The 13,004-nt window shown below is 65.5% G+C and carries 13 protein-coding genes; 4 read left to right on the top strand and 9 right to left on the bottom strand.

What is annotated here, in order from left to right:
* Positions 1 to 9: 9 nt before the first annotated feature.
* Complete coding sequence (locus A7D16_RS06955; RefSeq protein ID WP_064631131.1) at positions 10 to 909, top strand: BPSS1780 family membrane protein; 900 nt, start codon at positions 10 to 12, stop codon at positions 907 to 909.
* Positions 910 to 1,057: 148 nt separating this feature from the next.
* Here A7D16_RS06955 and tatC read toward each other — a convergent pair whose 3' ends face one another.
* The 4 genes from tatC to A7D16_RS06975 all read right to left on the bottom strand — a co-directional run bounded on the left by tatC (position 1,058) and on the right by A7D16_RS06975 (position 3,645).
* A complete protein-coding gene (gene tatC, locus A7D16_RS06960) occupies positions 1,058 to 1,813 on the bottom strand; it encodes a twin-arginine translocase subunit TatC (protein WP_064631133.1) in 756 nt (251 codons plus the stop codon).
* Positions 1,810 to 2,421: a Sec-independent protein translocase protein TatB gene (tatB, locus tag A7D16_RS06965; protein WP_064631135.1), complete on the bottom strand. Its 612-nt coding sequence runs from the start codon at positions 2,419 to 2,421 to the stop codon at positions 1,810 to 1,812. The genes tatC and tatB overlap by 4 nt, the downstream gene beginning before the upstream one ends.
* 15 nt (positions 2,422 to 2,436) lie before the next feature.
* Complete coding sequence (gene tatA / locus A7D16_RS06970) at positions 2,437 to 2,664, bottom strand: Sec-independent protein translocase subunit TatA (protein ID WP_006449086.1); 228 nt, start codon at positions 2,662 to 2,664, stop codon at positions 2,437 to 2,439.
* Positions 2,665 to 2,736: 72 nt separating this feature from the next.
* On the bottom strand, positions 2,737 to 3,645 hold the full coding sequence (locus tag A7D16_RS06975) for a lipid-binding SYLF domain-containing protein (protein ID WP_064631137.1): 909 nt from the start codon (positions 3,643 to 3,645) through the stop codon (positions 2,737 to 2,739).
* A gap of 153 nt (positions 3,646 to 3,798) precedes the next feature.
* On the opposite strand from A7D16_RS06975, the gene hemH reads away from it, so the two are divergent.
* Together hemH and A7D16_RS06985 are read left to right on the top strand one after the other, a co-directional pair.
* Positions 3,799 to 4,764, top strand: coding sequence for a ferrochelatase (gene hemH / locus A7D16_RS06980; RefSeq protein ID WP_064631139.1), 966 nt, complete (start codon positions 3,799 to 3,801; stop codon positions 4,762 to 4,764).
* Positions 4,761 to 5,627: an alpha/beta fold hydrolase gene (locus A7D16_RS06985; RefSeq protein WP_082925748.1), complete on the top strand. Its 867-nt coding sequence runs from the start codon at positions 4,761 to 4,763 to the stop codon at positions 5,625 to 5,627. Before hemH ends, A7D16_RS06985 begins: the two co-directional genes overlap by 4 nt.
* A gap of 452 nt (positions 5,628 to 6,079) precedes the next feature.
* Here the strand turns inward: A7D16_RS06985 and A7D16_RS06990 are convergent, their stop codons facing one another.
* From A7D16_RS06990 to ttcA, 4 genes are all read right to left on the bottom strand, one after another.
* Complete coding sequence (locus A7D16_RS06990) at positions 6,080 to 6,865, bottom strand: YgjP family zinc-dependent metalloprotease (RefSeq protein ID WP_064631144.1); 786 nt, start codon at positions 6,863 to 6,865, stop codon at positions 6,080 to 6,082.
* Between the two features lie 522 nt (positions 6,866 to 7,387).
* On the bottom strand, positions 7,388 to 7,693 hold the full coding sequence (locus A7D16_RS23500) for a hypothetical protein (protein WP_161945025.1): 306 nt from the start codon (positions 7,691 to 7,693) through the stop codon (positions 7,388 to 7,390).
* A 74-nt stretch (positions 7,694 to 7,767) separates the two neighbouring features.
* Positions 7,768 to 8,673, bottom strand: coding sequence for a recombination-associated protein RdgC (locus A7D16_RS06995; RefSeq protein ID WP_064631146.1), 906 nt, complete (start codon positions 8,671 to 8,673; stop codon positions 7,768 to 7,770).
* 63 nt (positions 8,674 to 8,736) lie between these two features.
* Positions 8,737 to 9,654, bottom strand: a complete 918-nt coding sequence (gene ttcA, locus A7D16_RS07000) for a tRNA 2-thiocytidine(32) synthetase TtcA (RefSeq protein ID WP_064631148.1) — start codon at positions 9,652 to 9,654, stop codon at positions 8,737 to 8,739.
* Positions 9,655 to 10,278: 624 nt separating this feature from the next.
* On the opposite strand from ttcA, the gene xylA reads away from it, so the two are divergent.
* Positions 10,279 to 11,616 (top strand): xylose isomerase, encoded by a 1,338-nt coding sequence (xylA, locus tag A7D16_RS07005; RefSeq protein ID WP_064631150.1) that lies wholly within the window; start codon positions 10,279 to 10,281, stop codon positions 11,614 to 11,616.
* Between the two features lie 218 nt (positions 11,617 to 11,834).
* Here xylA and A7D16_RS07010 read toward each other — a convergent pair whose 3' ends face one another.
* Complete coding sequence (locus tag A7D16_RS07010) at positions 11,835 to 12,902, bottom strand: LacI family DNA-binding transcriptional regulator (RefSeq protein ID WP_064631152.1); 1,068 nt, start codon at positions 12,900 to 12,902, stop codon at positions 11,835 to 11,837.
* Between the last annotated feature and the right edge of the window lie 102 nt (positions 12,903 to 13,004).

Here is a 13,004-nt window from a genome sequence, read left to right on the forward strand (position 1 = left end):
GGAATGGGAATGAGCGAAATTCGCAAGGTGCCGGCATCTGCCGGCGCAGAATGGCTGTTGACCGGTTTCTCGCTGTTGAAGCGGGCGCCGCTGGCGCTTGGCTCGCTGGGGGTGATCTGGAGCGTGGCCGCCTCGCTGGTGGTGTCGCTGTCGCTGCTGGTCCCGCTGCTGGGCTCGGCACTGCAGTTCCTGCTGGTGCTGGCCGGCCCGTTATTCATGGGCGGCATGTTGTGGGCGATTCGCGAGGTCGACGAAGGCCGCATCGCCAAACCATCGCATCTGCTGCACGGCCTGCAGGATGGCCGCGCGCCGCATCTGCTGGTATCGCTGCTGCCGCAGCTGATTGCCGGCCTGCTGCTGGGCGTGCTGCTGCTGGCGATGATCGGTGCCAGCGGGCTGCAGCAGCTGGCGGAGGTGATGAACAAGATCAACCAGATCAGCCAGTCCGGTGCGCAGCCGGACCCGGTGCAGATCGAGCAACTGGCCGCCAGCCTGCCGGCCGGGCGCATCCTGCTGTGGCTGCTGCTGACCATCGCCACCTTTGCGGCGATGACGCTGGCGCTGTTCGTGATGCCGCCGCAGGTGATGTTCGACCGCAGCACCGGCGGCCACGCGCTGCGCGAAAGCCTGCGCGCCAGTCTGCATAACCTGCCGGCGATGCTGGTGTTCTTCGTGCTCGCCTTCATCGCCATCTTTGCGATCTATTTTGCGGTGATGATCGTCGCCCTGATCGTCGGCCTGGTCGCCGGCCAGACCGTGGCGATGTGGCTGGCCCAGCTGCTGCTGATGGCGGTGCTGATGCCGGTGTTCGCCGGCTCGGTCTACGCCGCCTGGAAGCAGATGTTCAGCCACGAAGGCGCCGTCGCTCAGCCCACTCCGCCCTCGCGCCCGGATGTGTTTGCGGCTTGAGCCAGGCTGGCATTGCCGATCCCTGATAAAAAAGCCGCTCGAATGAGCGGCTTTTTTGTTTTTCCAGGGTGAATGGTGGAGCCCTGCCGACGCCAGATTCTCGTGTTTAGGGCATCGGCCACGGCATCAAGAACATCACCTCTATCCCTCAGCCAGCAGCGTTGGACGCAGTATCCTTCGGCCCCACAGCCCGCGAGGCGATGATGCCCAGCTCGTAGAGCAGGCACATCGGGATGGCCAGCATCAGCTGCGAGACCACGTCCGGTGGGGTGAGCACGGCGGCCAGGATGAAGATGCCGACGATGGCGTAGCCGCGGCCTTCGCTGAGCTGTTTCGGCGTGACCCAGCCCAGCAGCACCAGGATCACCAGCGCCACCGGCAATTCGAAACTCGCGCCGAAGGCGAAGAAGATCGCCAACACGAAATCCAGGTAGGAATTGGCGTCCGGGGTAATGGCGATCACGTCCGGCTTGAACGTGGTCAGGAAGTGGAACACCGCCGGCAACACCAGGAAATACGCGAACGCGCAGCCGATGTAGAACAGCGCCACCGCCGAGGCCAGCAGTGGGAATGCCAGTTTCTTTTCGCGCTGATACAAACCCGGCGCCACGAATGCCCAGGCCTGGTACAGCAGCCACGGCACGCTGAAAAACACCGCTACGAAAAAGGTCAGCTTGAGCGGGGCGAAGAACGCGCCGGCCGGGTTCATCGCGATCATCGTCTGCCCCAGCGGCAGCTGCGAGACCAGCGGCGCGGCCAGCCACGAATAGATCGCCCGCGAGAACGGCAGCAAGGCCAGCAACACCACGCCCAGGCCGATCAGCGCGCGGACCAGGCGGGCGCGTAATTCGATCAGATGCTCGATCAGACTGCTTTCGGCCTGTGCGTCGTCGAACAGGCTCACGGCTGTTTCTCCTGGATCTTGGTAGGCGCAGCAGGTGTGCCCACATCGACTGGCGCGACGCCTGCCGACGCAGGCGCGCTGGTGAGATGCGCGGCATGCGGCGCCGGCACTCGCGTGTCGTGGGGAGCCGGGACCGGGGTTTGATGCGGCGCAGGCGCAATGGGTTGAGCCTGCGCAATCACCGGCGCGGTGTGTGCAGTTCCTGCCGCATCCGTTGCGCCTGCTGCCGTATCGATAGCAGGACTGGAAGATAAGTCTGCATGCGCCAGTTCCAGCGGCGTTGCCACCGGCGTGGCGCTGCTGCGGATATCGATATCGCGGCCGACATCGTCGTGCAGCGCGCGGGCGCCCTGCTCCAGGTGCTGCTGCTTGTTGCGCAACTGGTCTTCGGCCTCGCGCAGCGAGGTCTGCACGTCCTGCAGGCTGCGCTTGAGCTCTTCGGCTTCCAGCTCACGCTCCAGTTCCTGCTTGACCGAATCCCATTGCATGCGCGCGCGGCGCACCCACAATCCGGCAAACCGGGCCGCCTTGGGCAGACGCTCGGGACCGAGCACCACCAGGGCGACGACCGCAATGAGCGTCAGTTCGCCAACACCTATGTCAAACACCGACGCCGCTCCGGATCAGCGCGCGTCGCGGTCGCGTTCGGCTTGCGCCTCACGCGCCTGCTCGGCCGTGCGTGCGTCGTCGCCAAGCTTTGCGGCCGGCTTGTCGTCGTCGTGCATGCCTTTCTTGAATTCCTTGACCGCGCTGCCGAGATCCTTGGCACCGCTGGTGAGCCGCTTGGTACCGAACACCAGCAACACGATCACCAGCACGATCAGCCAGTGCCAAATGCTGAAACCGCCCATGATCTGCTCGCTTGCTGAAAAGAAGGAAGACGCAGGATACCCCAGCGCACCGCGCAGGGGGATGACAGCGGTTTAGCGGTTGCCGTCCAGCGATTCGGTGCGAATTTCGCCATCGGAGACCGGCTGGAATCCCTGTTGCGGCGGCGGCGTGGTGCTGGGCTGCATCGGTACCGTGCTGGCCTCGCTGGCCGGCGGCGGGGCCGATTGCGCTGCCGGGGCGGCGCTAGCCGCGCGCGCCGGCGGCGGCGGCGGGGTCTCGCCGCTGTCGCTGTCGCCATCGCTGGTGCGATTGGCGCGCGCGATGTAGGTGACTTCTTCCAGCCTGTCGCGGAAGGCGATCACATCGGTGGACGGGCGCTCGTTGGTGCGGCCTTCGAAGATCATGCGCGGGGTGGCGCCGCTGCCGTAGGCGTTGAGGTCGGCGGCATCGTCGATCTGCAGCACCGCGCCATCCAGCGCCACGCCGGCGAACAGGCCGCGGGCACGCGACCACGACCAGATTTCTGCCTTGAGCTGGCCATCGGTGGCGGCCGCGGCGTTGCGGCCCACCGGGCCTGCGGCCACGCCGGCATCGGCGCCGAGGGTGAACTTGCCGTTGACGATGTTGTCCAGGCTGCGGTCGTTGCGGAACACCAGCACCACGTCAGACGACTGCACGCCGGCCTGGAAGCCGATGCTGCCGCCGGTGAGCTTGACGAACACCGGCTGCGACCAGCTGCCGTCGGCGTTCTTCATCGACATCACACCGTGCCCGCGGCGGCCGCCGATCACCAGGCCGGCCTTGAGCGTGTCGGGGATGACCACGATGGCGCGCGCCTCGTCGAGCAGCTTGTCCGGGATGGACTGCTCGGGGATCTTCATGATCTCGTTGAGCACCCGCACCGCATTACGTGCGCGCTGGTCTTCTTCCGGGCCGGCGACGGCGTGGCCGGCGGCGAAGGTCAGCGACAACAACAGGGCCAGGCGCGACAAACGAGGCATGACAAGCTCCAAGGGATATTCCGTCAAAGATAGCAATGCCGCGACGGTAGTGCTGGCGCAATGAATCGGTGGTGAGCGCAAACCGGGTAGAAGGCGCGACCGATCGTCGCCATTGGTGCAGTGTTCTCGGCAGTTCTGCCCGGCTCTGCCAGAATGGCACGCATGAACACCACTCCTGATACCGCCCTGCTGGTCGTCAACCTCGGCACCCCCGAATCGCCGACCGCCCCGGCCGTGCGCCGCTACCTGGCCGAGTTTCTCAGCGACCGCCGCGTGGTCGCGATTCCGCCACTGTTCTGGAAGCCGCTGCTGTACGGGGTGATCCTGCCGATCCGCGGGCCCAAATCGGCCGAAAAATACGCCAAGGTGTGGCTGCCGGACGGTTCGCCGCTGGCGGTGTACACGCGCCGCCTGGCCGAAGGCCTGAAAACGGTGATGCCCGATTGGCATGTGGAATGGGCCATGCGCTACGGCGAGCCGGCGTTGCGCAAGACGCTGGATGGGCTGCGCGCGCGCGGCATCAAGCGCATCGTGGTGTTGCCGCTGTACCCGCAGTACTCCACCACCACCACCGCCTCGATCCAGGACGTGGTGGATGCCTGGCGCCCGAGCGCGCCGGAGATTGCGGTGGAGGTCATCCAGGACTACTGCGAAGACGCCGGTTGGGTGGCGGCGATCGCCGACTCCATCCGCGCGCATTGGCAGGTGCATGGGCGCAGCGAGAAGCTGATGTTCTCCTTCCATGGCCTGCCGCAGCGCGTGGCCAATGCCGGCGACCCGTATCCGCAGCAGTGCGAGCGCAGTGCGCAGGCGATTGTGGCGGCACTGGGCCTGGGCGCGGACGAATGGCAGATGGGCTACCAGTCGCGCTTCGGCGCCGAACGCTGGTTGCAACCCTACGCCGAACCGACCTTATGGGCATTGGCCGAAGGCGGCGTGCGCAGTTTCGATCTGGTGTGCCCCGGCTTTGCCACCGACTGCCTGGAAACGCTGGAAGAAGTGGCGCTGGGTTTTGCCGAAACGCTGGCCGAACGTGGCGCCACGCTCAGCTATATCCCCTGCCTCAACGCCAGCGATGCGCATGCCCAGGCACTGGCGGCCGTGGCGCGTCGCGCGTGAGGTTGGAGCCGTTTGCGTGCGAGCTGGCCATTGGCCGGGTTACCGGACTGCGCAACCCGGATCACGGCGCGCGCCGGGTGCTGGCCCTGCATGGCTGGCTCGATAACGCCGCCAGCTTCGTACCGCTGAGCGCGCATCTGCACGCGCAGGAGCTGGATCTGGTGTTGCTGGATCTGCCCGGCCATGGCCACAGTGCGTGGCTGCCGGTGGGCGCCGAGTACACGCTCAGCAGCGCGATCCACAACCTGTTGCAGGTGGCCGATGCGTTGGGCTGGGACCGCTTCACGTTGTTGGGCCATTCGCTCGGTGGCGGCGTCGCCAGCCTGATGGCCGCCGCCGCGCCGGAACGCATCGAGGCGCTGGTGGTCATCGAGGCGCTGGGCGCCCTGGCCGAGCCGGTGGAGAGCATGGCCGAACGCTTGCGCGATTCGGTACGTTCCACGCGCACCCTGCCGCAGCGGCCGCTGCGGGTGTTCGCCTCGATGGAGGCACCGGTGCGCGCACGCATGATGGCCAACCAGCTCACCGAACCGGCCGCACGGCTGTTGGTGGAACGCGGCCTGCGCGTGGTGGAAGGCGGCTATAGCTGGTGCACCGACCCACGCCTGACCCTGCCCACCGCCATCCGGATGACCGAGGCGCAGATCGACGCGGTGCTGGCTTCCATCGTGTGCCCAACCCAGGCGATCTTCGCCACGCCGGCGCAACCGTATTTCTCCGATACGCTGCGCGACCACCGCGTGGCGATGGTGCTCGACGCGCGCCTGGCGCTGCTGCCGGGCACGCACCATGTGCACATGGAAACGCCGCAAGCGGTGGCGGCGGTGATCAATGGGTTCTTGCAGGCGTTGCCGAACGCGTGATGCACGCATGCACAGCATGCACAGCATGCAGGTGAACTAGACCAATGGCAGATGCAGCCCGTGTCGTCATCGCACTTGAATCGTTCGATTCGTGGCATGCGCCGTGGGCATTTATCGCAGCGGTGCGCGCGGCTCCACACCTGGACGCGGATGATCGCGCCCTGTTGGAACAGGTATGGGCGGCTGCGTGTGACGCAGATCACTGGATGTCGGCTTGCACGCCGGATGCGGGCGTTGCGGCCGCTGAAAGCGCCTTAGCAAACGGTTTTACCTGGTTGTCACCGTTGGCCTGCCGACAACTTGCCAGGGCTGCGTCGTACGAGTGGCGCTAGCCGTTCCGTCGCCGCGCGTCTGGCCGCCGCGGAATTACCGCGTCAATTACCACTGCCGCAATCAAGCGCGTGCCACTGCTGAATAGACGCCTCACCGAAACGGCTCACGCTACGGGTGCGTCACTCGGCGTGCAGCAACCGCCGCAGCTGCGCCTTGAGCTGGCGGCCGTGTTCGTGGAAGTAGCTGCGCTCGTCGCGCCAGGTGGGGAAGCGCTGTTCCACTTCGGCCCAAAAAGCGGCCGAGTGGTTGGCCTGCAGCAGGTGGCAGAGCTCGTGCACCAGCACGTACTCGAAGGCGGAGGAGCGGCCGAGCACCAGTGCCAGATCCAATGCCATCGAGCCATCCGGGGCGAGCGAGCCCCACTGCGAGGACATCACCTTCAAACGCAGCAGTGCCGGTGCGCGCGGCAGGCCGGGCAGGTAGGTGGGCAACCAGCGGCCGACATCGGCGCGGGCTTGCGCTTCATAGAATTCCTTCAGGGTGCGGCGTAGACCGGCATCGCCCAGGCGGGTGGGCACATAAAACTGCGCGCCGTCATCGGTGATGTCGATGCGTGCGTAGCGCCCTTCGTGCCAGCTCAGCGGCAGCAGTGCACCGCGCAACGGCAGCAGCCCCGGCACGCCGCGTACGAGCGCAGGAAAGGCATCGACCTGTTGATAGCGGGACAACTGCGTGCTCAGCCACTCCAGGTGCGCATGCAGAAAGCGTTCGCCGGAGATCAGGCTTGCGCGCAGCGGCAAGGTCAACCGCGCGCCGCGTTCGTCGACGCTGAGTTTGATGCGTCGCGCACGCGGGTCGCGCACGCGCAGGACGTCGATGTCGCGGCCTTCCAGTTGCACGCGCACGCAGTCGCGTTCGACAACCTGCGAGGGCGGCGCAATCAGGCGGCGGACGGGCTTGAACATGCGCACAGGATAGCGCTGCGATGTGTCAGGTGGTGCGACGGCGCATGTGATGCATTCGATGTTGGCGCGAATTAGAGCGACTCACCAAACGGCCACGCCCACTGGCAGATGGGCGCAGCCGAATTGGGTGGATCTGCGGCCTGGCTGCGTGGCACTGCCTTCCACCGCACGACACCCCGCGAGTACATCCTTCACGAAGGTAGCCGACGAACGTCCCTGTGCGGTGTCCTCGCCGCTTGCGGGAGCGTTGGCGGCACGGATGCAGTCAACGAGCCGTCATGGACGGGTTTTACGGCGTGTCCCGCGAGCGGTAAGGGCCGCGCACTCGACGTCTTTGCGCTTGCTGCAGGGCCCTTTCCCGCCCACCATCGCAGGACACGCCGTGAATCCGTCCATGGAGGCTCTGGCGCGGCATCCATGCCGCTCAAGGTCCCGCGACGGTGAGCGGGCAAGGACCAGTCGAGTTGGTTGGTGCGTACAGTTTTAAAAAACGTGGCCCGCAAACTGTCTGATGCTGTGATTTCATTCTTCAATGAAGTCATCAGCAAATCGTCTGGTGCGTTGATTTAGTTCTTCAAATGAAGCCACCAGCCAACTGTCTGGTGCGGTGTCCTCGCCGATTGCGGGACCGTTGGCGGCATGGATGCTGCCATCGAGCCGCCATGGACGGGTTAACGGCGTGTCCCGCGAGCGGTGAGGGCACCGCGCACTCGACGTCTTTGCGTTTGCTGCGAGGCCCTTGCCGATTGCGGGACCGTTGGCGGCGTGGATGCTGCCATCGAGCCGCCATGGACGGTTCACGGTGTGTCCCGTAAGTGATGAAGGCATCTCGCCCTCGACTCACCGCTTTTAACTCGCGTATTCAATCCCGGATGACAATGCCGCCACAGGTCGAAACCTGGTTACTCCGCCTTGCTGAGCTTCAGCGCGGTTTCCAGCAACAGGAACAGCCGGCGGATTTCGGCGCTCATCAGCGTAAAGCGTGCGTCGAGTTCGGCGCGGGCGCCGTCGTCTTCGCTGTGTTCGAGCTGGTCCAGGGCGCCGTCGAGGAACTTGAGCTTGCGGATCACCAGGTCGTCCCCGAGCACGAAGGAGAGGTTGTCGTCCAGCACCAGCGCCAGCTTGGTGACCTGCTTGCCGGCTTCCAGGTGCTTGTCGATCTCGTCGCCGCGCAGTTCCTGGTGCTGGCACTTGACCACCGCGCCGCCTTCGATGGGGTCCTTCATCTCGCACTCTTCGCCCAGGCTCAGGCCTTCGGGCAAGGGCTCGCCGGCGATCCAGCCGGTGAGGATGGCGCGCGGGGCGACTTCGGCATTGAGCGGCAGCGCCGGGAAGCTGCCGAGCGCGCCGCGGATCTCGCTCATCACGTTCTCGCCGCTCTTGCGGCTGGAGCTGTTGACCGCGATGTAACCGTGCTGCAGATCCAGGATGGCGTCGGTGCGCGAACTCTTGACGAAGGCGCGCGGCAGCAGCTCATGAATCAGGTCGTCCTTGAGGCGCTTGCGGGCCTTGCCACCGGGGCGGCGGCCCTCTTTTTCTTCGATCTCGGCGACCTTGCGCTCGAGCAGATCGTTGACCACCGCGCCGGGCAGGATCTTGTCCTCGCCACCGACGGTGAGCCACAGGAAATCTTCCAGGCGGTGCGAGAGCACGTCCTGCTCGTCGCGGCCGAATGGCGAAATGAAACCGCGCGAACTCATTTCCAGCGGGCCGACCGGCTTGAGCTGCACGGGCGGCAACAAGGTGTCGATCTGCGAAAAATCCAGGGTGGTTGGAAAGCGGAACAGGGTGAGATTGCGAAAGAACATGCGTTGGACCGAATGAAGAAAAACGTGGAGGGTGGAAGACTGCCGGCAGCCGGATCGGCCGCGTCAGTCGCTGTCGTGTGTGGCGTCGCCGGCGGCCAGCCATGCGGTGGAATCGGGATCAGGAACGGCCGGCGCATCGCCGCTGCGGCCCAGCGCCAGGAAATCGAACAGCGTGCGGTCGGCCAGCTGCTCGGGGCGCACATCGCCCAGGGCGCGCGCAATCTGCTCCACGCGCCCGGGCTGTTCGCGATCCCACTGCTGCAGCATGCGGCCGACCTGCTGGCGCTGCAGGTTTTCCTGGCTGCCGCACAGGTTGCACGGAATGATCGGGAACTGCCGTGCCTGCGCATAGGCGGCAATGTCGGCTTCGCGCACGTAGGCCAGCGGGCGGATCACCACATGCGCACCGTCGTCGCTGCGCAGCGCGGGCGCCATCGCCGCCAGCCGCGCATGGTGAAACAGGTTCATGAAAAACGTGGCCACGATGTCGTCGCGGTGATGGCCCAGCGCGATCTTGGTCACGCCATGCTTCTGTGCATAGGCATACAGCGCGCCACGCCGCAGCCGCGAGCACAGCGAACACATGGTCTTGCCGGCCGGAATCACCCGGCTGACCACCGAATAGGTGTCCTGCTCGACGATGTCGAACGGCACGCCCAGCCCGCGCAGGTAGGCCGGCAGTACATGGGCGGGAAAGTCCGGCTGCTTCTGGTCCAGATTGACCGCCACCAGGCTGAACGGCACCGGCGCCTTGCGCTGCAATTGCAGCAGTATGTCCAGCAGGGTGTAGCTGTCCTTGCCGCCGGACAGGCAGACCATGATCTTGTCGCCGCGGGCGATCATGCCGAAATCCGCAATCGCCTGGCCCACCTGGCGCTGCAGGCGTTTTCCCAGGCGCAGCTGCTCACGCTGCAGCCGCTGGCGCGGGTCGCGCGGCGCAGGGTCGGCCAGGGGTTGTGGCAGCGGCAGGACAGCGGTCATAAGCCGGCCATTGTAGCTGCCGGGACTGGCGGGCGACCGGGTTGGCCGCGTGTGGGGCTGCGGGCCGGCGGCGGCCTTCTGACTGCGTTTACTTTGATGCGGAATGGCGCACTCGCCGCTGCGACGGCGCTGGCCGATGCAGACCTGTTTTTTGCGGGCGTTCTCCCGTGGTCGTTGCAGCGCAATCACTTGCCCTGGCTGGCGCACCCGCTGGCAACATCATGGCCTGCGTACGCGGCCGATACCTGCACGGCGCGTCGGCCGCACGCCATGCTTGCGATGGTTGCGCGCCGGCTAACGCCTGCGCGGCCGGTGCCGCAGCACAGTCCGCATCTCGCAGCGCAGCAAGCCTTTCGGCGGCGGGCTGGGTACAGTCGGCAGGTCGCTTCACCTGGGATCGGCATGGCATGTTCGGCTTCGCTACGGTGCGCGGCTTTTTTCAGTCGCAGTTGTGGTAGCGCTAACATTTTTTGGCGTGATGCAGATGGCAATCGCGTGGACGCATCGGCAACACGCGCTGGCGCACCCGGCGCGTGGCGATGGCCCACACGCGGCTGCGCTGATGCCGATGTCCCGGTGTGACGCTTATCGCTTCTTCCCTCCCCTGCTGCAGGAGTTCACCCCATGAGCAACACCGTTTACATCGGCGCCAAGGAATATTTCCCCGGCATCGGCAAGATCGGCTTCGAAGGCCGCGACTCCGACAACCCGCTCGCGTTCAAGGTCTACGACGCCAACAAGCAGATCGGCGACAAGACCATGGCCGAGCATCTGCGCTTTGCCGTGGCCTACTGGCACAGCTTCTGCGGCAACGGCGCCGATCCGTTCGGCCCGGGCACGCGTGCGTATCCGTGGGATATCGGCAACAGCGCGCTCGATCGTGCCGAAGCCAAGGCCGATGCCGCGTTCGAATTCTTCACCAAGCTCGGCGTGCCGTATTACTGCTTCCACGACATCGACCTGTCGCCGGATGCCGACGATATTGGCGAGTACGAAAGCAACCTCAAGCACATGGTGGGCATCGCCAAGCAGCGCCAGGCCGACACCGGCGTCAAGCTGCTGTGGGGCACCGCCAACCTGTTCTCGCATCCGCGCTACATGAATGGTGCGTCCACCAACCCGGACTTCAATGTGGTGGCGCGTGCCGCGGTGCAGGTCAAGGCCGCGATCGATGCCACCGTTGAATTGGGCGGCGAAAACTACGTGTTCTGGGGTGGCCGCGAAGGCTATGCGTGTTTGCACAACACCCAGATGAAGCGCGAGCAGGACAACATGGCGCGCTTCCTCACCCTGGCACGCGACTACGGCCGCGCGATCGGCTTCACCGGCAACTTCCTGATCGAGCCCAAGCCCATGGAGCCGATGAAGCACCAGTACGACTTCGACAGCGCCACAGTGATCGGTTTCCTGCGTCAGCATAGCCTGGACCAGGATTTCAAACTCAATATCGAAGCCAACCACGCCACGCTGTCCGGTCATAGCTTCGAGCACGACCTGCAGGTCGCCTCCGATGCCGGCCTGCTGGGCAGCATCGATGCCAACCGCGGCAATCCGCAGAACGGCTGGGACACCGACCAGTTCCCGACCGACCTGTACGACACCGTCGGCGCGATGCTGGTGGTGCTGCGCCAGGGCGGGCTGGCACCGGGCGGGTTGAATTTCGATGCCAAGGTGCGGCGCGAATCGTCCGACCCGCAGGATCTGTTCCTGGCGCATATCGGTGGCATGGACGCGTTCGCACGCGGGCTGGAGGTGGCCAACGCATTGCTGACGTCTTCGCCGTTGGAGCAGTGGCGCGCCGAGCGTTACGCCAGCTTCGACAACGGCGCCGGTGCAGACTTTGCCAACGGCACCAGCACGCTGGTGGATGTGGCCAAGCACGCCGCCGGCAATGCGCCCAAGCAACTCAGCGGCCGCCAGGAAGCCTACGAAAACCTGATCAATCAGTATCTGATGCGTTGATCGTTGCCACACGCGCTCTCGTCACGAGGCGCGTGTGCAATGCATGCCTGCATTGCGGCGGCGCACTGCAACGGCGCGACCAACTGCAACGGCTGCCAAGGTGGCGCGGTCATCGGAAGGGGAGTGCGCTGACGAGAGCGATGCATGCGCACCACAGACAGAGGTTTGGCAATTGACCGCGTCTTCCCTGTAGCGATGCAGTGGCGAGGTAGACGAATTTACTCGGCCGTATCGACGGGTGTCGGTGCGGCCACCGAATCCCGCTTGACCAGCAGGTGCGCGACCACATGATCGACCATCTTCGCCGTGCGCTCCTTGGCGCGAATCGTCTTCAACAGGATGTCCAGCGCGGCGTCGGCCATGGCGGCGATGGGCTGCTGCACAGTGGTGAGTTCGGGCCACACCGCAGTGGCGGCAGAGGTGTCGTCGAACCCAACCACCGACAGATCGCGCGGCACATCCAGCCCGCGCCGGTGCGCGACCGAGATGGCCGCTGCGGCCATGTCGTCGTTACTGGCGAAGATGGCGCTGGGGCGGCGTTTGCGCGCCAGCAATTTTTCGGCGGCAACCAGGCCGGATTTGTAGGTGTAATCGCCCGGCTGCACCAGATGCCGATCCAGGCGCAGACCGGCGTCGGCCAAGGCCGCCTGAAACCCTTCGAAGCGTCGCGTGCTGGCCGACAGATTCGGATGCCCGGCGATATAGCCGATGCGCGTATGCCCCTGTTCGATCAGGTGTTCGGTGATCTCCTTGGCGGCAGCGAATTCGTCGATGCGCACGCAGGCCACGTCCGGGCTGAAATGGTTGGAAGCCACTGCCACCACCGGCACCTTGGCGCGTACCAGCTCCAAAACCGCGGCCCTGGATTCGCACAACGGCGGCGGCAGGATCACGCCGGCAACGCCTTTGGCGAGCTTGCGTGCCGCCTTGCGTTCGGCTTCGGCATCCAGGTCGTCCCAGCAGTCGATCACCAGCTGGATCGACGTGCGCGAGGCAACCCGCAACACGCCCAGCAACAACTCGCGCAAATACGCGCCACTGGGGTCGCTGTAGATCAACGCAATCCGCGTGCTCTGCGCGGCCGCCAATGCGCTGGCGGCAAGGTTGGGCGTGTAACCGAGTTTGTCGACCGCGCGCATGACCCGTTCGCGGGTGGCATCGCGCACGCTGCCGGTGTTGTTGACCACGCGCGAGACCGTCATCGGCGACACTTTCGCCAGCGCCGCCACCTCGTCGATGGTGGTCGCGCGACTGGTGCGGCGGACCGATTTCCTGACCTTCTCCAAGCGTGGCCTCTTCAAGTGCGTGCGAACGTTGCGGGATGCAGCGGCGTTGTCGCGATAACGCGAATGCCGGGTGCAGGCATGACGGTGCGAGCCATGGTACCG

Source organism: Xanthomonas nasturtii, assembly GCF_001660815.1.
In the GTDB taxonomy this organism is placed as follows: domain Bacteria; phylum Pseudomonadota; class Gammaproteobacteria; order Xanthomonadales; family Xanthomonadaceae; genus Xanthomonas; species Xanthomonas nasturtii.

What these genes read in the sequence shown, in the direction of transcription:
- xylA (WP_064631150.1), top strand. Translation starts at nt 10,279, where the DNA reads ATGAGCAACACCGTTTACATCGGCGCCAAGGAATATTTCCCCGGCATC.
- A7D16_RS06975 (WP_064631137.1), bottom strand. Translation starts at nt 3,645, where the DNA reads ATGCCTCGTTTGTCGCGCCTGGCCCTGTTGTTGTCGCTGACCTTCGCC.
- A7D16_RS06990 (WP_064631144.1), bottom strand. Translation starts at nt 6,865, where the DNA reads ATGTTCAAGCCCGTCCGCCGCCTGATTGCGCCGCCCTCGCAGGTTGTC.
- A7D16_RS06995 (WP_064631146.1), bottom strand. Translation starts at nt 8,673, where the DNA reads ATGTTCTTTCGCAATCTCACCCTGTTCCGCTTTCCAACCACCCTGGAT.
- A7D16_RS06955 (WP_064631131.1), top strand. Translation starts at nt 10, where the DNA reads ATGAGCGAAATTCGCAAGGTGCCGGCATCTGCCGGCGCAGAATGGCTG.
- tatA (WP_006449086.1), bottom strand. Translation starts at nt 2,664, where the DNA reads ATGGGCGGTTTCAGCATTTGGCACTGGCTGATCGTGCTGGTGATCGTG.
- ttcA (WP_064631148.1), bottom strand. Translation starts at nt 9,654, where the DNA reads ATGACCGCTGTCCTGCCGCTGCCACAACCCCTGGCCGACCCTGCGCCG.
- A7D16_RS23500 (WP_161945025.1), bottom strand. Translation starts at nt 7,693, where the DNA reads ATGCCTTCATCACTTACGGGACACACCGTGAACCGTCCATGGCGGCTC.
- hemH (WP_064631139.1), top strand. Translation starts at nt 3,799, where the DNA reads ATGGCACGCATGAACACCACTCCTGATACCGCCCTGCTGGTCGTCAAC.